This window comes from Kitasatospora hibisci (genome assembly GCF_043950205.1).
Lineage (GTDB): Bacteria > Actinomycetota > Actinomycetes > Streptomycetales > Streptomycetaceae > Kitasatospora > Kitasatospora hibisci.
Genome location: NZ_CP171642.1, coordinates 1,698,248 through 1,720,289, shown reverse-complemented (window position 1 = coordinate 1,720,289; position 22,042 = coordinate 1,698,248). Strand labels below are relative to the sequence as shown.

Sequence of the window (22,042 nt, the reverse complement as noted above, 5' to 3'; positions counted from 1 at the left end):
ATGGCGGTGATCGCGGTGGCCGGCGGGCCGGGGGCGCCGGGCGCCACCACGGCGGCGCTGGCGCTGCTGCTGGCCTGGCCGCTCCAGCCCGGGCGCCGGATCCTGCTGGTCGAGTGCGACCCGGACGGCGGCGCGGTGCTGGCCGGCGCCCTGGAGGGGCGGGTCGAGGCGGTCTACGGGCTGCGCAACCTCGCCGTCGCCGACCGGCGCGGTCTGCTCGCCCAGACGCTCTGGGAGCAGCTGATCGACCTCTCGCCGGACGGGAACGCCGAGCGGTTGCTGCTGCCCGGCCTGACCGACCCGTCCCAGGCACCGGGGCTCGCCTACACCTGGGAACCGCTGATGGAGGTGCTGCACGGGCTGGAGTCGCAGGGCTACGACGTGATCCTCGACCTCGGGCGCTCCGGCGCCACCGGGGCCAGCGCCGTCCTCGCCCGCCGGGCGGACGCGGTGGCGGTGACCGTGCGCACCACTCTGCGCGGGCTGAGCGCGGCCCGGCCGCGGCTGTCCGCGCTCGCCGAGGACCTGGCCGCCGCAGGCACCGGAGCCGACGCGCTGGGCCTGCTGCTGGTCGCCGAGGGGCCGTACTCGGGGGCGGAGGTCTCGCGCGAGTTCGGGCTGCCGGTGATCGGCCTGCTGCCGCACGCGGTGCGCACCGCACGGATCCTCTCCGACGGCGGGGACACCACCGACCGGCGGTTCATCCGCTCCGAGCTGATGCGGACCGCCCGGTCGGCGGCCGACGAGGTGCAGTTGCTGGTGCGCCGCCGCCGGCAGCGGCTGGCGCCCACGGCGGCACCCGCGCAGCTGCCCGCCGCGCCGGCACCCGATCCGGGGGCACAGCCGCTCGCCTGCGCGCCGCCGCCGGCCCCGGCGTCGCCGCAGCCCGCCCCGCTCCACGGACAGGCGCCGCAGCCGGCCCCGCCGGTGATCACCACCGGTCCGGTGGCGCCGCTCGCCGGGCTGGCGCCGCAGCCGGCCGCGCCCGCGCCGTTCCCGGCGCACGGGCGGCCGCAGGAACCGCAGCCGCCGTACGGACAGGGGGCGCCGTACGGACAGGAAGTGCCGTCGACGTACGCGGCGCAGCCGGGGCCGGAGGCCGGTCCGGGTGCGGCCCAGCAGTACGCGCAGCAGTACCACCCGCAGTACTACCCGCAGTACGGGCAGCAGTTCGACCCGCAGTACGCGCAGCAGAACGGCCAGCAGTACGGCCCGCAGCCCGTGGTCCCGCAGGACGGCCCTGCCCCGGGGAACGACCCGCAGGCCGACGGCCGGCCACACGACCGGCCCTACGGCCGGGTGCAGCCCGAGCAGTACCGCCAGGACCAGCCGCCGTCCGGCCACGGGCCGCGGCAGTCGCCCACCGCACCCGGGGAGGTGCTCCGTGCGCGGTAGCCCCCTGCACCAGCACCCGGCGGCCGACCCGGCCGCACTGCCCCGGACGGCGCCGCAGCCGCAGCCGAGCGCCCGACCAGGCGTGGGCACACCGGACTTCACCGCACCGGACTTCACCGCCGCGGGATTCACCGGGACCGGCCCGGTCGTGCCGGGGCCGGCCGCCGGTGTGCCCGGCGGTGCCGCGGGCCCGACCGCCGTCCCCTCCCAGCTGCCCTCGCTCGACCTGCGCGGCGCCGCCACCCGGCCGGCCGTCGACCCGCAGGTCGCCCGCGAGCTCAAGCGCCAGGTCGCGGCCGAACTGCACCAGCAGATCACCCGGTTGACCGCCGCCTCCGGCACCGAGCCGGACCGCGCCACCCGCCGCCAGCGCGGCCGGGCGTTGATCGAGGAGGCCGTCGCCCGCTGGTCCGACGCCTACGCGCAGACCCACGGCATCCCGCCCACCCGCGAGCAGGACCGCGCGCTGGCCGAGGCCGTCTTCGACCTGCTCTTCCGGGCCGGGCGGCTCCAGCCCTACCTGGACGACCCGGAGATCGAGAACATCCTGATCAACGGCTGCGACGACGTCTGGGTCTCCCGGGTGCACCAGCCGCTGCGCCAGGTGCCGCCGGTGGCCGACAGCGACGCCGAGCTGATCGAGCTGCTCCAGGACCTGGCCCGCCAGCACGGAGGCGGCGAGCGCAGCCTCTCCACCGCCAGTCCGACGCTCGCGCTGCGCCTGGAGGGCGGCATGCGCCTCCAGGCGCTCACCGAGGTGACCCCGCGTCCGTACGTGGCGATCCGCCGCCACCGGGTGGCCTCGGCGACGCTGCCCGAGATGGTGCGCCTCGGCACCCTGGACTCCACCCTGGCGGCCTTCCTGGCGGCGGCGATCCGGGCCCGGAAGAACGTGATGATCACCGGCACCCAGGGCGTCGGCAAGACCAGCCTGTTGCGCGCGATGGCGGCCGAGATCCCGCCGGACGAGCGGATCGGCACCCTGGAGTCGGAGTTCGAGCTCTGGCTGCACACCCTCGGCCACCTGCGCCAGGTCGTCCCGATGGAGGCCCGCGAGGGCAACGGCGAGCGCGTCGACGGCCGGATGGCGGGCGAGTTGAGCATCGGGGACCTCATCCCGGCCGCACTGCGGATGACGCTGTCGCGGATCATCGTCGGCGAGGTCCGCTCCGGCGAGGTCGTCCCGATGCTGCGGGTGATGACCAACGGCGAGGGCGGGTCGATGTGCACGCTGCACGCCCGCGGCCCGCACATGGTGGTGGACCGCATCGCCGAGCTCTGCCTTGAGTACGGCTCGCACATGACCGACGCGCTCGCCTACCGGCTCACCGCCAACGCGGTGGACCTCATCGTGCACGTCTCGATGGTCGACGAGACCGCGGTCGGCGGCCGCCGGCACCGGTTCGTCTCGCACGTCCTGGAGGTCACCGGCCTCGGCGAGAGCGGGCGGCCCGCGCTGAACACGGTCTTCGGCCCGCGCCCCGACCTGGGTGAGCCGCGCGCCGTCCCGCACACCCCGCCGAACTGCCTGGACGACCTGCGGCGGGCCGGCTTCGACGCCGCCCTGCTCGGCTCGCGCTTCGGCAGCTGGGCGGAGCCGCTGCAGCTGCGGATCGGTGGAGGCGCCCGATGACGCTGCTCTTCGTGCTCTGCGGCCTGCTGGTCGCGCTCGGCGTGGTCGCCCTGGTGGCCTGGGCCCGCGGCGGCGAGCCGGTCGAGGACGACGCCGGGGCGGACCGGAACCCGCTGGCCGGCCGACTGCACGTGTTCTGGTACGGCGCCCCGGGCGCGGCCCCGGCCCGGATGGTGCGGCTGCGCCGGGTCCAGCTGCCGGCCGCCCTGGTCGGCGCGCCGCTCGGCTGGCTCTTCACCGGCATCCCGCTCACCGCGTTGCTCCTCCCGCTGGCCGTCTTCGGCCTGCCCTGGCTGTTCGACACCACCCGCCCGGACACCCACCGGATCGAGCGGCTGGAGGCGCTCTCCGAGTGGACCCAGCGGATCGCCGACGTGCTGCTGCTCGGCGTCGGCCTCAACCAGGCCATCGTCACCAGCCGTCGGACCGCGCCCGCCGCGATCGAGGAGGAGGTGGCCGAGCTGGCCGCCCGACTGCAGGCCCGCTGGCGCCCGGAGGAGGCGCTGCGCGCCTTCGCGGACAGCATCGCCGACGCCACCGCCGACAAGGTCCTCGCGGCGCTGCTGCTGCGCGCCGGGGACAGCGGCCCGGGCCTGGCCCGGGCGCTCTCCGACATGGCCGAGTCGGTTCGCGAGGAGGTCCGCCAGCGCCGCACGATCGAGGCCGACCGGGCCAAGCACCGGACCACCATCCGCTGGCTGGTCGGCATCATCGTGCTGGTCGTCTCGATCGGCTCGTTCAGCACCGACTACACCCGGCCGTACAGCACCGCGCTGGGCCAGATCGTGCTGGCCGTGGTCGCCGGCCTGTTCGTGGCGATCATCGCCTGGATGCGCGCGCTCGCCTCGCACCCGCCGGTGCCGCGGCTGCTGGAGGCCGACCGGCGCAGCCGGACCGGGCGGCGCGGCCGGACCGCGTCCGCGCCGGACGACGGCGAGGGCCGGGACGCGGGCGACGAGCGCCGACTCCTCGGGGAGGCCCGGTGATCTCCCCCTGGTCCGTGCTGGCCGGCGCGGTCGCGGCCGGCGGCATCGCCCTGCTGGTCTCCGAACTCCGGCCCGCCCCGCCCGACCTGGGCCAGGCGCTGGAGCGGCTGCACCGCACCCCTGCCGAGCGGGTGGTCGACCCCGACGAGCGGCCGCGCTGGTTCGACCGGATCGGCGAGCGCTCGCTCGGCCTGCGCGGGGTGCGCATCCCGCACCGCGAGCTGTCGCTGATCGGCCGCAGCCCGGCCCGGTTCATGGCGCACAAGCTGCTGTTCGCCCTGGTCGGCCTCGTCCTGCCGGCCTACCTGGGGGCGACCGCGGCGCTCCTGGACATGGGCCTGCCGTTCGCGCTGCCGCTGCTGGTCGGGCCGCTGCTGGCCGGGCTGTTCTGGTTCGTCCCGGACGCCATCGTGCGCGGCGAGGCCAAGGAGGCGCGCACCGAGTACCTGCACGGCATCGCCGCCTACCTGGAGCTGGTCGCGCTGGAGCGGGCCGCCGATCTCGGCCCGGCCGAGGCGCTGCGCCGCGCCGCCTCGGTCGGCCGCGGCACCGTCTTCGGCCGGATCCGGGACGCCCTGGACCGCGCCGCCACCGACCGGCTGCCGCCCTGGGCCGGGCTGGACGCGCTGGCCGTGGAGCTCGGGCTGACGCCGCTGCAGGACGTCGCCGACATCATGCGGCTCTCCGGCACCGACGGTGCCGCCGTCTACGACACCCTGCGGGCCCGCGCCAAGGGCCTGCGCGGCGAGCTGCTCGCCGAGGACCTGGCCCGGGCCAACGCCGACAGCGAGCGGATGGTCGCGCCCGGCGCCGCCCTGACCCTGCTGATGACCGTCCTGATCGTCTTCCCCGCCCTCCACCAGATGCTCGCCTGACGCCGATGCGGCACCGCGAGCGGACGACACGCACCCAACCCCGGGAGTCCCCTGATGTCCCACCAGCTCAAGTCCCTGGCCGGCCGGTTGCTCCGGCCGACCCTGCTGCCCGTCCAGTTCGCCCTGCTGCTCTTCCAGTTCCGCGTCGGCCGGGTGAAGGCCGCCCGGGCCCGCGGCGACCGCGGTGCGATCAGCATCGAGCTCGCCCTCGCCATCATCGCGCTGGTCTTCGTGGCGGGGGCCGTCGCGGTGGCCCTGTACGCGCTCAAGGACAAGGTCGTGAAGAAGGTCGAGCAGGACCCGAACATGCCCGGAGCGGGTGCGGCCACGTGATCGAACGGCCCCGTCGCCGAGGCGACCGGGGAGCGATGAGCCTGAGTCTGGCCATCGTCTTCCCGGTCGTCCTGGTGCTGATCCTGCTCGTGGTCGACGTGGCGATGGTGTGGTACTACCGCCAGGTCGCACTCACCGCCGCCCGCGAGGGAGTCGACGCCGGGCGGGTGCAGGGCAACCAGCGCGACGAGGTCAAGGACGCGGCGGCGAGGTCGCAGGCCGAGGACTTCCTCGACCGGCAGGACGTCCGCGGGTACGACGTGCGGACGGACGGCAGCTCCCCGGTCCTGGTCCGGGTGACGGTCCGGCTGACCGCCCCGTCGGTGGTCCCGTTCCTCAACCCGACCGTGGTCCAGTCGGCCGAGGCCCCGCGGGAGCGGTTCGTCCCGCCGAAGGCGACGCCGTGAACGCCCGGGCCCGGAGCGACGGATGGGGGCGGCGGTTCGCCGCCCGGCGGGCCGCCAGGTCGGCGCACGGACGGGATGCGGGCGGGGTCGCGATCGAGGCGGCGATCGTCCTGCCGGCCGTGGCGGCGCTGATCCTCGCCACCGCCGCCGCGGGCCGGGTGCAGACCTCGGCCGGCACGGTGGAGTCGGCGGCCCGCTCGGCCGCCAGGACCGCCTCGTTGGCGCGCAGCGTCGACGGGATGGACGAGCTCGTGAAGAGGGCCGCCCTGGACACCATGCGGCAGCAGGGCGTGGCGTGCCGGCACTGGGAGGCCGACGTCAAGCAGGGCGAACTGGTCACCCACGGAGCCCCGCTGGTGACCGTCGAGGTGACGGTGGTGTGCGAGGTGCCGCTGAACGACCTGCTGCCGGGGCCGGGGATGCCCTGGACGAAGCGTCTCACCGGCCGCTTCGTCTCGGTGGTCGACCGCTACCGGGGCGGGTGAGGCGCGCGGTGCGGGCAGGGGTGCACCCGAGGGCTCGGGGCGGGGATTGGGGAGCGTCCGCGCGGGGGAGACGCAAGCGGAGGGCTCCCGGGGGACGGCAGGTGCGAGGCGGAGCGGTCCCGGCGGCGACCGGTGGGGAGAGGAACGTGCGGGAGGGGTGCACGGCGGTGCGCGGACCCGGGGGAGCGGGCCGGCGGAGCGCCCGGGCGGCAGGCGTGCGGTGCGCCGTGCGCGGCCGGTCGGACCGCGGCGCGATCGGCGTCTTCGTGGCGATCTGCGCGGCCTTCCTGATCCTGGTCATCGCCCTCGTGGTGGACGCGGCCGGCCGTTTGCGGGTCGCCGAGCGGACCGACGGCTACGCCCAGGAGGCCGCCCGGATCGGGGGACAGCAGCTCGACGAGGCCGCCGTCCTCCAGGGCGCGGGCTACCGGGTGAAGCAGGACTACGTCCGGGACGCCGCCAACAGCTACCTCGCCCTCTACCACCTCCAGGCCGAGAGCGTGACGTTCTCGGCCGACGGCTCGGTCGTCACCGTCACGGTGAAGGCCGAGTTCCGGCCCGCCCTGCTGGGGGAGCTCGGCAAGCAGAAGGTCACGGGCAAGGGGAGTGCCACCCTCGTCCACGGAGTCGAGAAAGCGGAGACCGACTGATGGTCGCGCCACGTGCCAAGGACCAAGCCCGCGCCGGACGCCCGGCCCGCGGCGGGCCCGCCTCCCCGGCGCCCGGCCGGCGGCCGGCACCGCTGCCGCCGCGCCGCGGCCGGGGCGGCGCCGTGCTCACCGCCCTCGCGGCGCTGCTCACCCTGCTCGCCCTGCTGATCGGCCTGCCCGCCCTGCTGCTGTACGGCACCCAGGCCGTCGCCGGGATGGGCGAGGTCGCGCCGGACGGCATCGGGCAGGCCCTGACCAGCCCCGACGACGGGCGGCTCTTCCTCTGGCTGCTGGTCGTGGTCGGCTGGCTGGGCTGGCTCTGCTTCGCCTTCTCCGTCCTGCTGGAGATCCCGGCCCAGCTGCGCGGCCGGATCGCCCGGCGGATCCCGGCCTTCGGCTGGAGCCAGCGGCTCGCCGCCGGCCTGGTCGGCTCGGTGATCGCGCTGCTCCCGGTGGCCGGCTCGGCCTTCGCCGCAGCCCCCGACCGGGCCCCGGCCGTCGCCGCGCCCGCCGAGCTGGCCGCCGGCACGCCGCGCGCCGCGCTGCCCGCCGCCCAGGCGGCACCCGCGCTCGCCCCCGCCGCCGACCAGCACCCGAGCTACACCGTCCGGGACAGCCGGCCCGCGGACAGCCTCTGGTCCATCGCCGAGCGCCAACTCGGCTCCGGAGAACGCTGGTTGGAGATCGCCAAGCTCAACGACGGGCGGGTGATGGACGACTCGGGCATCAGATTCGACGCAGAGCGGCCGATCCAGCCCGGCTGGGAGCTGCTGATGCCGGGCGACGCCAAGGCCGACGACGCCAAAGCCCCGGCGCCCACCCCGGTTCCGGCACCGTCCACGCCGCCGGCCGGGACCGGTGGAGGCGCCGGTGCCGGGCACGCCACGGTGACGGTGGCCGTCGGGGACAGCCTGTCGGCCATCGCCCAGCGGGAGTTGGGGGACGCCGAGGCCTGGCCGAAGCTGTTCGACGCGAACGAGGGCGTCGAGGCGCCGGACGGGGAACGGCTGACCGACCCGGACGTGGTGGTGCCGGGGATGGTCCTGACGCTGCCGGGTGCGACTGCACCCGCCCCGGCTCCTGCACCCGAGCCCGCACCGGCACCGACCGCGCCACCGGCGCCCGCCACGCCGGTGCCGCCCGCCACGCAGGCACCCGCGCCCGCGCCGTCCGCCCCCGCGAGCCAGGCGCCCGCGCCCGCCCCGACCCCCGCGGCGCCGTCCGCCCACGCGGAGGACGCCCCCAGCGACGACTACACCGTCGCCCTGGCCGCCTCCACCGTCGGCGTGCTGCTCGCCGCCATCATGATCGGCACGGTCGCCCGCAGGCGCGGCGGCCAGCTCCGCGCCCGCCGTCCGCGCCACCGCATCGCCCTTCCGGCCTCACCCGCCGCCGCGTTCGAGGCCGAGCTGAGGACCCGCCAGGACGACCGCGGCCTCGACCTGCTCGACCGCGCCCTGCGCACCATGGCCCGCAACGCCGTCCGGGGCGGCAAGCGACTGCCGGCCGTCGTCGCCGCCCGGGTCACCTCCAACCACACCGTCGAGCTGCACCTCTCCGGCCCGGCCGCCCCGATCGCGCCGTTCCGCGCCGCCCACACCCCGAACATCTGGTGGTGCGCGGCCGACTCGACCGAACTGCTCTCGCCGGCCCAGGCCCGCAAGGCGGCCGCGCCCTACCCGGCGCTGGTCACCCTCGGCACCGCGCCGGACGGCTCGGTCGTCCTCGCCGACCTGGAGACCGTCCGGCTGCTGCACCTCTCCGGCCACCCGGACGACGCCCGCGACGTGCTGCGCACCCTGGCCGTGGAGCTCGCCCACAGCCCGCTCGCCGACCGGCTGCACCTGCACCTGGTAGACCTCGCCGAGGAGCTGCCGATCAGCGGACCGGCCGCCGAGCGGATCCACCGGCACACCACCCTGGAGGCGGCGCTGACCGCCCTCGGGCCGCGCACCGCCAAGGCCCGGGCCACCCTGGTCGCGGCCGAGTCCACCAGCCCGCGGGAGGCCCGCAGCCGGGGTCTGGCCGACGAGTCCTGGATCCCGGAGATCGTGCTCTGCGCCCAGCAGCCCGGCGGCGACATCCCGGCCGAGCTCGGCCGTCTGCTCGACGCCCGCCCCCGGACCTGTGTCGCCGTCATCACCCGGGCGCCCGAACGCGGAACCGGCCCGGTCGCCCGCTGGACGCTGCCCGCCACCGGTCAGGCCACCATCCCGGGTCTGCACCTCACCCTGGAACTGCAGCGCCTGACCGGTCCGCAGTACGACCAGGTCACCGAGCTGCTTCGGGCCGCCGACGACACCACCCAGCACCCGGCGCCGGCGTGGACCCTCGACGGCCCCGGCATCGACCTCGAACCGGCCGAACTCCCGGTCCCCGTACCGGTGCTGGCGGCAGTCGGGGCCGCCGCGGAGCCGTTCGCGGGCCTCGGCGTCGGCCTCGGCGGAGACTTCGGCGCAGCGGTCGCCGACGAGGACGACGGGGCGGAGGCGGCAGGACCGCGCCTGCTCGCCCGGGTGATCGGCACCGGCGCCAGCCCGTTCGCGGGCACCGACCCGGCGTCACCGGCCGGGCCCGCCGCGGCTGCCGCGAACAGTGCGAACGGCGCGACCAATGCGAACGGCGCGAACGGCGGCCCGGGGGCGCGCTTCCTGGTCAACGGCCTCGGCCGGCACGCGAGCGCCCACCCGGCGCCGCCCGCGGTACCGGCCGCATCGCCCTCGGGTGCTCCGGTCGCCGGAGCGGCGGACCAGGAGGAGACCACCCAGAATCTCCGCCTCCCGTCCGGGCCCGAGGCCCGGGGCGACGTGGTCGTCCCGGTCCAGCCGCTGCCGCCCGCCGCACCCCTGCGGCCCGCTCCCGAGCCCGCGCCGACGCCCGAGCAGACCTCGGAGCCGGCCCCCGGGGCGGGCGCCGCGCCGGACGACGCGGCCGCAGAGCGCGCCACCACGTCCGAGCCGGCGCCGACGCACGACCCCGCGCCCGCGGCGTCCGCCGCGGCCCCGCGCACCCCGGGCCGCCCGGAACCGGCCCCGGCCCCCGAGCCCGGCCCCGCCGCCACCGCACCGGCGGCCCGCACCACACCGGGCCGCACCGACTGCGACGACCTGCTCGCCATCCTCCGCTCCCCGGAGGCGCACGCCAGCCGCACCGCTCCCCGGATCCGGCTGCTCGGCCCGGTGGACGTGGCAGGCGCCGCCGGCACCGCCGAGCCCGGAGCGCTGCCCCGGCTCACCGAGCTGGCCGCCTACCTGGCGCTGCGCCCGGGCGCCGACCACAACGCCCTCGACCACGACCTCCACCCGGGCGCGGCCCACCTCGACCCGCACCCGACCGCGGCCGGGGCCAAGAGCCCGCTGCCCGCCAAGCTCGCCGACCTGGCCGCCTGGCTCGGTACCTCCTCGGAGGGCCGGTCGTTCCTGCCCACCGACACCTCCGACGGCTACTCCTACGCCCCGACCGTCACCTGCGACTGGGACGAGTTCCGCAGCCTCTACCGGCGCGGCATGCGCAGCACCAGCGCCACCGCGGACGCGGCGCTCGCCCACGCCCTGGCACTGGTCCGGGGCGCCCCGTTCGCGGAGGCACCGCCCGCCTCGTACGGCTGGGCCGAGGCCGAGCGACAGGACATGATCGCCGCGATCGTCGACACCGCGCACGAACTCGCCGCCCGCCGCCTCCAGTACGGTGATCACCGCAGCGCCGAGGCCGCCGTCTTCCGGGGCCTCGCCGTCGCCCCGGACGTCGAACTGCTGCACCGCGACCTGTTCTACGCCTACGCCTCGGCCGGCGCCCGCGACCAGCTGGTCCGCGCCGTCAACCGGCTCGACGCGCTGAGCCGCCGCACCGGCCGCGACCTCGACGCCGACACGGTGGCCCTGCTCCGCGACCTCCTCGCGGGCTGACCGGCCGGGACCGGACGGCGCGGGTGGCGCTCCGTCACCCGTGCCCCGGCGGCGCCCTCCGGGGCCGACCCGGCCTGGCTCGGGCGGGGCGTGATCTCGTAGGGTGGCGCCCACGGGTAGTGGTGGTCCGCCACCACGAGGCAAGGGCAGCAGACGCCGCAGGGCGGCGGGGCGGGGCGGTGACCAGAGATGGCGGAGACGACGGCTGTCCCCGGCGGCCCCGATCCCGTGCCGGACGCCGCCCCGCGCGACGCCGCACCGCCTTCGCCGCGCAACCCGTACGACGAGCACGTTCCCGGCCCGGCCGCCCTGTACGACCCGCCCGTCCCACCGCCCGCGGCGCCGCCCGCGGCACCCCCCGTAGCGCCGCCGATGCCGCCGACCGGATGGACCGTCACCGGGATGCCTGCGGTGGACCTTCCGCCGTCCGCGACACCGCTGCCGTTCACCGTGCCCGGCGCCACGCCCGCGCACGGGATCAGCGTGGGCGGTCCGGGCGGCCTCGGCACCGCACCGCGCGGGCGGATCCTGGTCGTCGAGGGCGGTTACGGCACCTCCGGCCGCCGCACCTGGGGGCGTGGCGGTCCGACCCAGGCGCCGGTGCTCTCCGCGATGCTCGCCGCCGTCTCGCCGCAGGTCCTGCTCGCCGCCGACGCGGTCGACGCCGTCCACCTCCCCGGCGCCAGCGACCCGCACACCGTGCTCGCCCACCTGCGCGCCGCCGCCCGGCACCCCGGACCGCTGCTGGTCCACCTCGGGGGCCACCTGCTCGCCGACAAGCGCGGCGGCCAGCTCCACCTCACCCTGCGCGACTCCAAGCCCGGCAGCGTCCGGCAGGACGGCCTGGCCTGGCACTCCATCGCCGGCGAGCTGCGCCACCGGCCCGCCGAGTGGCAGACGCTGGTCATCGCCGACCTGAGCGCCGATCAGAACGCCCTGCCGTTCCTCCAGGGCACCATCTCGCCGCTGGCCGACGGCCTCCCGCTCTGGGCGGTGGTCAGCCCCGACCCGGAGCAGATCGGCACCTTCACCCGTGCACTGATCGAGGCCCTGCACGGCGGGCGCCCGGGCGCGGAGGCCGTGCTCGCCCCCGAGCAGCTGCGCAACCAGGTCTACTCGGTGCTCCGTCCGGACGTCGTCATCCTGGCCACGCACGCGCCGAACCGCCCGTTCTTCCGCAACACGGCACGCCGGACGGACGGTTCGCAGCTCGACCCCGTCCCCTACGAGGGGCCGCGCCCGGCCGCGGTGCTGCCCCGGCCACCCGCCGCCCGGGACGCCGCGCCGCGCGATGCGGTGCCGCGCGGCGCCGTGCCCGGGGACCGGCCGGCCGTCACCCTGGACAAGCCGGCGGCCGCCCCGGCTCCGCCACCCGTGGTGCCCGAGGGTCCGGTGGACCTGTTGAAGGCCCAGGTCCCGGCCACGCCCGCGCCACCCGTGGTGCCCGAGGGTCCGGTGGACCTGCTGAAGGCCGGCGTCCCGGCCACACCCCCGCCACCGGCCCAGCCCGTCGACCTGGTCAAGCAGTACGCCTGGCGGCCCACGTTGACGGACGGCATCCGGCTCGCCAAGCCCGCTCCGGCGGACGCCGTTCCGCAGGACGCGCGCCCGGCCGACGCGGTGCCGGCCGACGCCGTTCCGCAGGACGCCGTACCCGAGGACGCGGTGCCGCAGGGCGCGCTCCCGGTGGACGCGGTGCCGCAGGACGCGCCCCCGGCCGACGCGGTGCCGGCGGACGCCCGCGCCGGCGGGCGCTCTGACGAGAGCTCCGTTGACGAGGGTTCCGAGGCGCCGGTACCCGCCGGCGCTGAGCCTGCCGAGGCCGTCCCCGCCGAGGCGCCCCCGGCCGAGGACGACGCGGAGCGGCCGCCCCGGGCCGACTACCGCGAGGCGATCGGCCGGATCGTCCGCAGTGCCGACGCCGGGGACCACGCCGCCGCGACCGATCTCGCGTTCGCCCTCGAACTGGAGGCCATCGCCGAGCACGGCACCGTCTCCGAGCCCGTGCTGCAGGTGCGGCAGGTCCGCGCCCACGTGTGCCGACTGGCCGGGCGGACGGCGGAGGCGGCCGACATCTACCGCGAGGTCGCGCTGACGCTGCTGCGCTCGCAGGGGCCGGAGCACCCCGAGACCCAGCGGGCGACCACCAACGCGGAGGCCTGCTGGAGGGCGATCCCGGACCGCGCGGAGGCCATCCGCATCGCACCCGAGATCATCGAGCTCCGGGCCCACCTGCCGGGTGCGGACAACCGGAAGCTGCGCGCCGCCGAACGCCACCTGGCCAACCTCGCGGCCCGGGGCGCCCGGCCGCAGCCCTGAGCCGGGGAACGGGATCGGCGGCCCGGCCCCGACGGCTCCGCGGGACACACCCGCGCGCGGGAGCCGACCTGGCCGGCTTCCCGCGCGCGAGTGTTGCCCGAGGGCCTTCCCGGACGTGCCCGTAGGTCCCGCCCGCCCGGGGTCGGTCAGCGACCGGCGAGGGCGTGGACGAACCTGGCGCCGTCGATGGTGCCGAGGCCGCTCGCCAGGTCGTAGCCCTTGGCGGCCTGGTAGCCCGTCACCTTGTCCCAGGAGTTGTCGCCCTCCGTCACGTCGACCAGGCCGCTCCACTTCGGCGGCAGCAGGCTGAGGCCGTACAGGCGCCAGTTGATCTGGCCGAGCCGGTGGCCGGCGAGCTGGTCGGCGAGGGCGACGACGCCCGAGAAGACCGGGGTCGCCTCGCTGGTGCCGCCGGTGAGGTGCCAGCCGACCGAGGCCGGGTCGTAGGACTCGTACGTCCAGGCCCCGCCGTCCACGGCCGCGCTCATGCTGATGTCCGGCGTGCCGCGGTGGTTGCCGGTCACGCCGGCGACGCCGGCCTGGTACCACGGGCGATCGAAGACGCCGGAGACCCCGCCGCCGCCCGCGCCGTACTTGTCGTGCCACACCTTGTCGGGCGCGGTGCGCTTGCCGGCGTCGTCCAGGGTGAGCTGGGTGCCGCCGATGGAGGTGACCAGCGGGTCGGCGGACGGCCAGGAGTTGACCCGGTACGGGTAGAGGTCCTCGCCGTTCTCCTGGGCGTCGGTGGCGCCGTCGTCCCCGGAGGCGGCGAGCACGGTGACGTCGTGGGCGGCGGCCTCCTTGAAGGCGTAGCGCAGGTCGGTCAGCGACTTGAAGTCGCCCTTGTCGAAGCCGGGGAAGGTGTTCTCGGTGGCGCCGAAGCTCTGCGAGATGACGTCCGCCCGGCCGGCCTTGATCAGGGCCTTCTCGGCGTCCATCATCTCGGGCAGACCGGTCGTGCCCTCGGTCTCGGCGACGCCGGTCTCCACCACGATGATGTGCGCGTCGGGCGCGATGGCGTGGGCGTACTCGACGTCGAGGGTGGTCTCGCCGGCCCATCCGGTGTGGTCGGGGTTCTTCGGGTCGAACTCCGGGACGTCGCCCCACTTGACCACCTCGACCTTGGTGTCGGGGAGGCCCCACTGCTTGTCGAAGACCTCCAGGTCGTGCTGGATGGTCGGCGAGCCGAAGGAGTCGACGATGACGATGGTCCGGCCCTTGCCGGTGATGCCCTCCCGGTACAGCGGGTCGAGGTTGTAGGCGGTCCGGTACTGGAGGGGGGAGTAGCAGTGGATGCCGATCTGGCTGACGCACTCCGAGGTGGAGAGGGGTGCCGTCCGTCCGACGGCGTTGTGGTGCCCGGCGGAGGCGGGACGGACGTGGACGCCGGAGAGGGACGCGGACGCTGCGCCGGACGCGGCCGGTACCGCGACGGTGCCGGCGGTCAGGGCGGTGGCCCCCGCGGCGAGCAGGGCCAGGGAGCGGCGGAGGGTGGCGGGGCTGCCCATGGGACTCCTTGGGATACGGGGCCCGACCTGGTCCGGTCGGGTGGCTCCGGCCATCCCATCGATAGCCGCATGATCATGCCATAGTCATTTGGTACCTGTGGCATGGTCACGCCTGGCCACCGGAAAAGGTAAAGGCCGGCCCAGGTGAAGGTAAGTCTCCACCTGGGCCGACAGTCTGACGAGTCGTCAGCCCGAAGCCGCCGAGCCCCGCCGGGCCGGCCCGGCGGGCCCGGCCGGTTCGGCCGATCCCACCCCGCCGTTCGGGCTCAGCGTGCCCCGCCGTTGACGTACAGCGTCTGGCCGCTGACGTACGAGGCGTCCTCGCTCGCCAGGAAGGCCACCACCGAGGCGATCTCCTCCGGCCGGCCGACCCGCCGCAGCGGCGTCCGGGCGGCGACCTCCGTCTGGTGGTCCTCCGCCGTGGCGCCGACCCGCTCGGCGGTGGCGGCCGTCATCGGGGTGGCGATGTAGCCGGGGGCGACGGCGTTGACGTTGATGTTGAACGGGCCCAGCTCGATCGCCAGGGTGGCGGTGAGGCCCTGGATGCCGGCCTTGGCGGCGGCGTAGTTGGCCTGGCCCCGGTTTCCGAGCGCGGAGCGCGAGCTGAGCGAGACGATCTTGCCGTACTTCTGCGCCACCATGTACTTCTGGGCGACGTGGCTGCAGTTGTAGGCGCTGGTCAGATTGACCGTCAGCACGGTGTCCCAGTCGGCCTTGGCCATCTTGAAGAACAGGTTGTCCCGGGTGATCCCGGCGTTGTTCACCAGGATGTGCACCCCTCCGAGGTCGTTCACCACCTCGGCGAAGACCGCCTCCACCGCGTCGTAGTCGGCCACATCGCAGCCGTACGCGCGCGCGGTGCCGCCCTTGGCGGTGATCTCCTCGACCGTTCCGGCCGCCCGCTCGGCGGTGAGGTCGACGACGGCCACGGCCGCGCCCTCCTCCGCCAGCAGCCGCGCGGTGGCCGCGCCGATGCCCTGGGCCGCACCGGTGACGACGGCGACCTTGCCTGCGAAACGAGTCACGACGGACTCTCCCTCCGGACGATGCTCGGTACTGCTCAGTTGACGTTCTCGACGAGGACGGCGGTGCCCTGACCGACGCCCACACACATGGTGGCCAGCCCGCGCCGGGCGCCGCTGCGGCGCATCCGGTGCAGCAGGGTGGTGAGGATGCGGGCACCGGAGCCGCCCAGCGGATGGCCGAGGGCGATCGCCCCGCCGGTCGGGTTGACCAGCTCCGGGTCGATGCCCAGCTGGTCCGCGGAGGCCAGCACCTGGGCGGCGAAGGCCTCGTTGAGCTCGGCCTCCCCGAGGTCGTCGAGCGACCAGCCGACCCGGGCGAGCGCCTTGCGGGTGGCCGGCACCGGGCCGATGCCCATCACGTCCGGGTGCACGCCGGCCGAGGCCCCCGCGACGTACCGGCCGAGCGGCCGGAGACCGAGGTCGCCCAGTGCCTCCTCGCTGACCAGGACCAGGCCGGCCGCGCCGTCGTTCATCGGCGAGGCGTTGCCCGCGGTCACCGTGCCGCCGGGGCGGAAGGCGGGCTTGAGCTTCGCGAGCTTCTCCGGGCTGGTGTCCTCGCGGATGCTCTCGTCCTGGGTGACCTTCACCCCGTCCGGTCGCTCGACCGGCACCAGCTCGGCGTCGAAGTGGCCGCGTCTGCGTGCCTCGGCGGCCCGCTGGTGGCTGCGGAGGGCGAAGGCGTCCTGCCGCTCACGGGTGATCCCGTAACGGGAGGCGACCTCCTCGGCGGTCTCGCCCATGGAGAGCACGCCGTGCAGGTCGGCCATCCGGGGGTTGGTGAGGCGCCAGCCGAGCCGGGTGTCGAAGGTCTCGATCCGGTGCGGCAGCGCCTCGTCGGGGCGGGGGAGGACGAACGGCGCGCGGGTCATCGACTCGCAGCCGCCGGCCAGTACCACGTCGGCCTCGCCGGAGCCGATCGCCCGGGCGGCCAGGGTGACGGCTTCCAGACCGGAGGCGCAGAGCCGGTTGACCGTGGCGCCGGGGACGGTGTCGGGCAGGCCGGCCAGCAGCACCGCCATCCGGGCGGCGTTGCGGTTGTCCTCGCCGGCCTGGTTGGCGGCGCCCCAGTAGACGTCGTCGATCCGGGCGGGGTCGAGGGCGGGAACGTCGGCGAGCAGGGCGCGCAGCACGGTGGCCGAGAGGTCGTCCGGGCGGACCGTGGCGAGCGCTCCGCGCAGCCGGCCGATGGGTGTGCGGCGGGCTGCGGCGAAGTAGACAGGACGCACGTCGTCGGGCTCCTTATCAGAACAGCGGAACAGCGGAACGGCGGAACAGTGGAACAGCGGAACAGCGGAACAGCGGGGGACCGATGGTCGGGAGCGGGAGCCGGCTAGAAGGCGTTGACGCCGGTGAGCGAGCGCCCGATGAGCAGTTTGTGGATCTGGCTGGTGCCCTCGTAGAGCGTCATCACCCGCGCGTCGCGCAGGTACTTGCCGACCGGGTACTCGTCGATGAACCCGTAGCCGCCGAACACCTGGAGCGCGTTGTTGGCCGCCCGGACGGCGGCCTCGCTCGCGTAGAGCTTGGCGACGGAGGACTCGGTGGCGAACGGCAGGCCGCGGTCGATGTGGTCGGCGACCTTCCAGGTGAGCAGCCGGGAGGCCTCGACGTCCACCGCGATGTCGGAGAGCAGCTCCTGCACCAGCTGGTGCGAGGCGATCGGCCTGCCGAACTGCTCGCGTTCGCCCGCGTACCGGACCGCGGCGTCCAGGCAGGCCCGGGCGATGCCGACGCAGCCGGCGGCGACCGACATCCGGCCCTTGGCGAGCGCGGCCATGGCGACCGTGAAGCCCTTGCCGACCTCGCCGAGCCGGGCGGAGTCGGGCACCCTGACGTCGTCGAAGGAGAGCTCGGCGGTTGCCTGGCCGCGCAGGCCGAGCTTGCCGTGGATCTCCGTGCGGGTGAAGCCGGGCAGGCCGGTGGGGACGAGGAATGCGGTCACCCCGCGGTGGCCCTGCTGCTCGGGGTCGTCGCCCCCGGTACGGGCGAACACCAGGGCGACGTCGGCCCAGGTGCCGTTGGTGATGAACATCTTGCTGCCGCTGATCAGCCAGTCCCCGCCGGCGCGGACCGCCCGGGTGGTGAGGTTGGCGGCGTCCGAGCCGGTGCCGGGCTCGGTGAGCGCGAAGCAGCCGAGCGCCTCGCCGGAGGTGAGCCGGGGCAGCCACTCCCGCTTCTGCTCCTCGGTGCCGTAGCCGTTGATCGACTTGCCGACCAGCCCGAGCGAGACCGAGACGATGCCGCGGACGGCGGAGTCGCCGCGCCCCAGCTCCTCCAGGACCAGGCAGTAGGCGAGGTGGTCCCCGCCGCTGCCGCCGTACTGCTCGGGCAGGGTGAGGCCGAGGAAGCCCAGCTTGCCGAGCCTGCCGATGATCGCGCGGTCGACGGACTCGGCGCGGTCCCAGGCGGCGGCGTGCGGGGCGATCTCGCGGTCGGTGAAGGAGGCCGCCAGGTCGCGGACGGCGGTCTGTTCCTCGGACAGCTCCAGGTTCATCGAGACCCCGTTAAACTAGCGCTGCAAGTTTTATGGGGGGACTGTAGCCCCGACGGGGCTCCGCTGGGAAGGGCCGCCTGCCAGAATCGACGCCCACCCCCAGGTGACCCGCGGGCAGACACGCGGGACGCCGCCCGACCCTCACCCGACCGGAGGAACCGCGCCGATGGCTCGCCCGCGCACCCCGCTGCTCAGTCGTGAGCGCATCATCACGGCCGCGCTCCGGCTCGTCGACGCCGAGGGGCTGGACGCACTCTCCACCCGGCGCCTGGCCACCGAGCTGTCCGTCAGCGGGCCGTCCCTCTACAACCACTTCGGTACCAAGGACGAGCTGCTGGACGCGGTGGTGGACAGCGTGATGGGTGAGGTCGACCTGTCGATGTTCACCCCGGGGGCGCCCTGGCCGGAGGCGCTGCGGGCCTGGGCCCGCTCCTACCGTTCGGCCCTGGCCGCCCACCCGAACATCGTCCCGGTGCTGGCCCAGGGCCCCGGACGCCGGCCGAACGCGCTGCGGCTGGCCGACGCCGTCTTCGGCTGCCTGGTCGAGTCCGGCTGGCCGCGCGGACAGGCCACCCGGATCGGAGCGCTGATGCGGTACTTCGTCACCGGCTCGGCGCTGGCCTCGTTCGCGGCGGGCTTCCCGGAGGACGCCGGGCTGTACGACGCGGCCGACTACCCCCACCTCGGGGAGGCCCACCGGCTCGCCGAGCACCGGGGGGCGATCGACGAGGGCGCCTTCGAGACCGGCTTGGAGGCCCTCCTCGACGGGCTCGCGCTACGGTTCGGGCGCACCGTCGAGGGCGCCCGGCGGGCCGGGGCGGACCGGTAGGGCGGCGGCGGCCGGGCCGACCGCGAACCGGCCGGCGGCCGCGACCGCGGCCCGGGGGGGCCGTCACCAGGGCCCGCGGGCCGTGAACGCGGGCCGCAGCGAGGGGTCCACCGGGTCGTAGTACCGGTGGTAGACGGGCGTGAGCCCGCCGGATACCGGCGGCACGATCCAGCTCCAGTCGGCCGGGGTGGGCCGGCCGAGCCGCTGCTCCTGGGCGACGTGCCTGAGGAACCGGGCCGACTCCGTGTGGTGGTCGGCCATGGTCACCCCGGCCTCCTGGAACGAGTGCAGCACCGCCACGTTGAGCTCCACCAGCGCGCGGTCCCGCCAGAGTGTGCGGTCGCTGGAGGTGTTCAGGCCGAGCCGCCCGGCCACGGTCGCCAGCATGTCGTACCGGTCCGCGTCGGCGAGGTTGCGCGCGCCGATCTCGGTGCCCATGTACCAGCCGTTGAACGGCGCGGTGGGGTAGCGGACGCCGCCGATCTCGAGCGTCATGTCGCTGATCGCGGGCACCGCGTACCAGCGCAGCCCCAGCTCGGCGAACCACTCGTGATCGGGGTGGGTGAGCTCGACCTCCAACGTGGCGTCGTCCGGCACCTCGTACCACTCGGGGCGCTCGCCGGGCCGCTCCTGGACCAGCAGCGGCAGCACCTCGAACCGCTCCTCGCTGCACTTCCACCCGAGGTCGCGCGCCCGGGCGGTGAGCCGCGCACCGGCCGGATCGCCGGTCCAGCCGCCGTCCGCGGCCGGATGGCCGGCGTAGCGGACCAGCTGCTGGTTGAGGATCCGGGCGGCCGGGCGGCCGGGCCGGTCGGGGGCGAAGACCGAGACCACCGGGCGGATCCGTCCGCCGTTGGTGGCCGTGCGCAGGTGCTCGAAGCACTCGGTGGCGATGTCGTCGGCCGAACCCAGGTGCCGCAGGTCGCGCACCACCAGGCTGCGCCAGTACAGCCGGCCGATGCAGCGGGCGGCGTTGCGCCAGGCCAGCTTGGCGCCGTAGGCCAGCTCGGCCGCCGTGTGCTCGTAGGTGCCGGTGCGGTCGATCTCGTCGAGCACGGCGTGCAACCGCTCGGCCGGGTCGCCGGCGGCCGGCTGCTCGTGGTGGAACTGGCGGACGAAGGCGGCGGCCTCCCCGGGGTCTGTGAACGGCTCGGCCGGGTGGGGGGTGAGCCGCCCGGTGCCGTGGCCGGTCGGCTGCCGGACCGCGGGCAGCAGGTCGGGCCGCGCTTCGGGCCGGGCCGTGGCCGGCCTGGCCGGCCCGGTGGCGTCGGTGGCGGGGTGCGTGTGGGTGTACGGGCAGCCGGCGGCGGGTGCCGACGCCGGCGCTGCGGCGGGCGCCGAAGCGGGCCGGCGGCTGATGTGGGTGCTGCGGGTGCGAAGCCGGTTGAAGATCAAGGACACATCCCTCCTGCCGGTCATGAGTACCGGAGGCGCGCGGCCCGCCGCAGGGAGTGAACGATTCGGCCCCCGCACCCGCGCCGGGGGCGCTAGGGTCCGTCTTCAAACTCCCGTCGTCCGCCCGGAGGGCAGGAGGGGGTTCGACGACGGACCCCGCAGGTGCGGGGGCCGATGGTCCGACCGTCGGACCGGCGACGGCCTCTGGTCGGGGTGGCCGGGTCGGACCGGGTCGGCGCCGTGGGGCGTCGGCCGGTGGCTCAGCCCATGTCCTCCAGGCGGACGCCCTTGGTCTCCTTCATGAAGCGGGCCACGAAGAGGATCGACAGCGCAGCGAAGCCCGCGTACGCCAGGTAGGTCGCCGAGAGGTTCCAGCGCGACAGCGACGGGAACGAGACGGTGATCGCCCAGTTGGCGATCCACTGCGCCGAGGCGGCGACGGAGAGCGCGGCGGCGCGGATGCGGTTGGGGAACATCTCGCCGAGCATCACCCAGACCACCACGCCCCACGACATCGCGAAGAACAGCACGAAGGCGTTGGCCGCGACCAGCGCCACCGTTCCCTGGAGGTCGGGCAGCGAGACGTCGCCGCCGCTGCCGGTGGCCGAGGAGAACGCCCAGCCGCAGGCGGCCAGCGCGGCGGCCATGCCGGCCGAGCCGATCAGGGCGAGCGGCTTGCGGCCGATCCGGTCCACCAGCAGGATCGCGACCACGGTGCCGAGGATGTTGATGACCGAGCCGATGAAGCTGATCAGCAGCGAGTTGCCCTGGTCGATGCCGACGGACTGCCAGAGGATCGACGAGTAGTAGAAGATCACGTTGATGCCGACCAGCTGCTGGAAGACCGAGAGGCCGATGCCGACCCACACGACGGGCAGCAGGCCGAACCGGCCGCCGAGCAGGTCGCGGAAGCGCGGACGGTGGTCGGAGGCGATCAGGCCCTGGATCTCCGCGATCCGGGCGTCGGTGTCGGCGTCCTTGCCCTCGACCTCGGCGAGCACGGTGCGGGCCTCGTCCAGCCGGCCGGCCGAGATCAGGTAGCGCGGGGACTCGGGGATCGTCGAGGAGAGCACGAAGTAGACCGCGGCCGGCACGACGCAGACGCCCAGCATCCACTGCCAGGCCTCCAGGCCGAGCAGGTGGCCGCGGGTGTCGCCGCCGGCGGTGTCCGCGAGCACCCAGTTGACCAGCTGGGAGATCGCGATGCCGAGGACGATCGCCGCCTGCTGGAAGGAGGCCAGCCGGCCGCGGTACCGGGTCGGCGCGACCTCGGCGATGTAGGTCGGGGCGATCACCGAGGCGATGCCGATCGCCGCACCGCCGAGGACCCGCCAGAAGGCGAGGTCCCAGGCGGAGAACGGCAGCATCGAGCCGACGGCGCTGACCGCGAACAGCAGCGCGCCCGCCTTCATCACCTTGATCCGGCCGTAGCGGTCGGCGAAGCGGCCGGCCATCGCGGCGCCGACGGCCGAACCCAGCAGCGCCGAGGAGACGATCAGGCCGGTCACTCCGTCGCCGACACCGAACCTGTCCTGGATGCCGGAGACGGCGCCGTTGATCACGGAGCTGTCGTAGCCGAACAGGAAGCCGCCGAGGGCCGCGGCGGCGGTGATGAAGACGACGAAGCCGAGGCGGCCGGAGGACCCGGCCTCCGCCGCCGCCGGCTCCGCGGGCTGCTGGGTGACGCTCACGATCTTGACTCCTGGTACTCGGCACTGAGCTCGGTCGTCGCGATCGTAACCCGTCAATGTTCAAGTGTTGTACGCGGGATGGTCGTCAGACCCCTCTGCGCATTAGTAAGGT

The 22,042-nt window shown here is 75.5% G+C and carries 17 protein-coding genes; 11 read left to right on the top strand and 6 right to left on the bottom strand.

All coding sequences use genetic code 11. The features are described 5' to 3' along the window. From ACF9IK_RS07295 to ACF9IK_RS07250, 10 genes are all read left to right on the top strand, one after another. Complete coding sequence (locus ACF9IK_RS07295) at positions 1-1,395, top strand: hypothetical protein (RefSeq protein WP_395293417.1); 1,395 nt, start codon at positions 1-3, stop codon at positions 1,393-1,395. Beyond that, positions 1,385-3,028, top strand: coding sequence for a CpaF family protein (locus ACF9IK_RS07290; protein WP_395293416.1), 1,644 nt, complete (start codon positions 1,385-1,387; stop codon positions 3,026-3,028). Before ACF9IK_RS07295 ends, ACF9IK_RS07290 begins: the two co-directional genes overlap by 11 nt. Next, entirely contained in the window at positions 3,025-4,014 is a 990-nt protein-coding gene (locus tag ACF9IK_RS07285) for a type II secretion system F family protein (RefSeq protein ID WP_395293415.1), read from the top strand. The genes ACF9IK_RS07290 and ACF9IK_RS07285 overlap by 4 nt, the downstream gene beginning before the upstream one ends. Further along, positions 4,011-4,889, top strand: a complete 879-nt coding sequence (locus ACF9IK_RS07280) for a hypothetical protein (protein WP_395293414.1) — start codon at positions 4,011-4,013, stop codon at positions 4,887-4,889. Before ACF9IK_RS07285 ends, ACF9IK_RS07280 begins: the two co-directional genes overlap by 4 nt. A gap of 54 nt (positions 4,890-4,943) precedes the next feature. Then, complete coding sequence (locus ACF9IK_RS07275; RefSeq protein ID WP_395293413.1) at positions 4,944-5,222, top strand: hypothetical protein; 279 nt, start codon at positions 4,944-4,946, stop codon at positions 5,220-5,222. Positions 5,223-5,257: 35 nt separating this feature from the next. Next, positions 5,258-5,629: a TadE/TadG family type IV pilus assembly protein gene (locus ACF9IK_RS07270; RefSeq protein ID WP_395293412.1), complete on the top strand. Its 372-nt coding sequence runs from the start codon at positions 5,258-5,260 to the stop codon at positions 5,627-5,629. Further along, positions 5,626-6,114: a TadE/TadG family type IV pilus assembly protein gene (locus ACF9IK_RS07265; RefSeq protein WP_395293411.1), complete on the top strand. Its 489-nt coding sequence runs from the start codon at positions 5,626-5,628 to the stop codon at positions 6,112-6,114. Before ACF9IK_RS07270 ends, ACF9IK_RS07265 begins: the two co-directional genes overlap by 4 nt. Positions 6,115-6,341: 227 nt before the next feature. Beyond that, positions 6,342-6,764, top strand: a complete 423-nt coding sequence (locus ACF9IK_RS07260; protein ID WP_395293410.1) for a hypothetical protein — start codon at positions 6,342-6,344, stop codon at positions 6,762-6,764. Then, positions 6,764-10,669 carry a BTAD domain-containing putative transcriptional regulator gene (locus tag ACF9IK_RS07255; RefSeq protein WP_395293409.1) on the top strand — a complete coding sequence of 1,302 codons (3,906 nt, stop codon included), beginning with the start codon at positions 6,764-6,766 and terminating at the stop codon, positions 10,667-10,669. The genes ACF9IK_RS07260 and ACF9IK_RS07255 overlap by 1 nt, the downstream gene beginning before the upstream one ends. Before the next feature lie 189 nt (positions 10,670-10,858). Continuing rightward, positions 10,859-12,988, top strand: coding sequence for a hypothetical protein (locus ACF9IK_RS07250; RefSeq protein ID WP_395293408.1), 2,130 nt, complete (start codon positions 10,859-10,861; stop codon positions 12,986-12,988). 146 nt (positions 12,989-13,134) lie between these two features. Here ACF9IK_RS07250 and ACF9IK_RS07245 read toward each other — a convergent pair whose 3' ends face one another. The 4 genes from ACF9IK_RS07245 to ACF9IK_RS07230 all read right to left on the bottom strand — a co-directional run bounded on the left by ACF9IK_RS07245 (position 13,135) and on the right by ACF9IK_RS07230 (position 18,015). Continuing rightward, positions 13,135-14,496, bottom strand: a complete 1,362-nt coding sequence (locus ACF9IK_RS07245; protein ID WP_395293407.1) for a S53 family peptidase — start codon at positions 14,494-14,496, stop codon at positions 13,135-13,137. Between the two features lie 266 nt (positions 14,497-14,762). Beyond that, positions 14,763-15,521 (bottom strand): 3-oxoacyl-ACP reductase FabG, encoded by a 759-nt coding sequence (fabG, locus tag ACF9IK_RS07240; RefSeq protein WP_395293406.1) that lies wholly within the window; start codon positions 15,519-15,521, stop codon positions 14,763-14,765. 35 nt (positions 15,522-15,556) lie between these two features. After that, positions 15,557-16,747: a thiolase family protein gene (locus ACF9IK_RS07235; protein ID WP_395293405.1), complete on the bottom strand. Its 1,191-nt coding sequence runs from the start codon at positions 16,745-16,747 to the stop codon at positions 15,557-15,559. Between the two features lie 104 nt (positions 16,748-16,851). Then, positions 16,852-18,015: an acyl-CoA dehydrogenase family protein gene (locus ACF9IK_RS07230; protein WP_395293404.1), complete on the bottom strand. Its 1,164-nt coding sequence runs from the start codon at positions 18,013-18,015 to the stop codon at positions 16,852-16,854. Between the two features lie 166 nt (positions 18,016-18,181). Here ACF9IK_RS07230 and ACF9IK_RS07225 point away from each other — a divergent pair, with 166 nt between their 5' ends. Continuing rightward, the gene (locus tag ACF9IK_RS07225) at positions 18,182-18,844 is read left to right on the top strand and encodes a TetR/AcrR family transcriptional regulator (protein ID WP_395293403.1); all 663 of its coding nucleotides are present in this window, start codon (positions 18,182-18,184) and stop codon (positions 18,842-18,844) included. Between the two features lie 63 nt (positions 18,845-18,907). On the opposite strand, the gene ACF9IK_RS07220 is transcribed toward ACF9IK_RS07225, so the two are convergent. After that, on the bottom strand, positions 18,908-20,239 hold the full coding sequence (locus tag ACF9IK_RS07220; RefSeq protein ID WP_395293402.1) for a nitric oxide synthase oxygenase: 1,332 nt from the start codon (positions 20,237-20,239) through the stop codon (positions 18,908-18,910). Between the two features lie 260 nt (positions 20,240-20,499). Continuing rightward, on the bottom strand, positions 20,500-21,930 hold the full coding sequence (locus tag ACF9IK_RS07215) for a sugar porter family MFS transporter (RefSeq protein WP_395293401.1): 1,431 nt from the start codon (positions 21,928-21,930) through the stop codon (positions 20,500-20,502). Between the last annotated feature and the right edge of the window lie 112 nt (positions 21,931-22,042).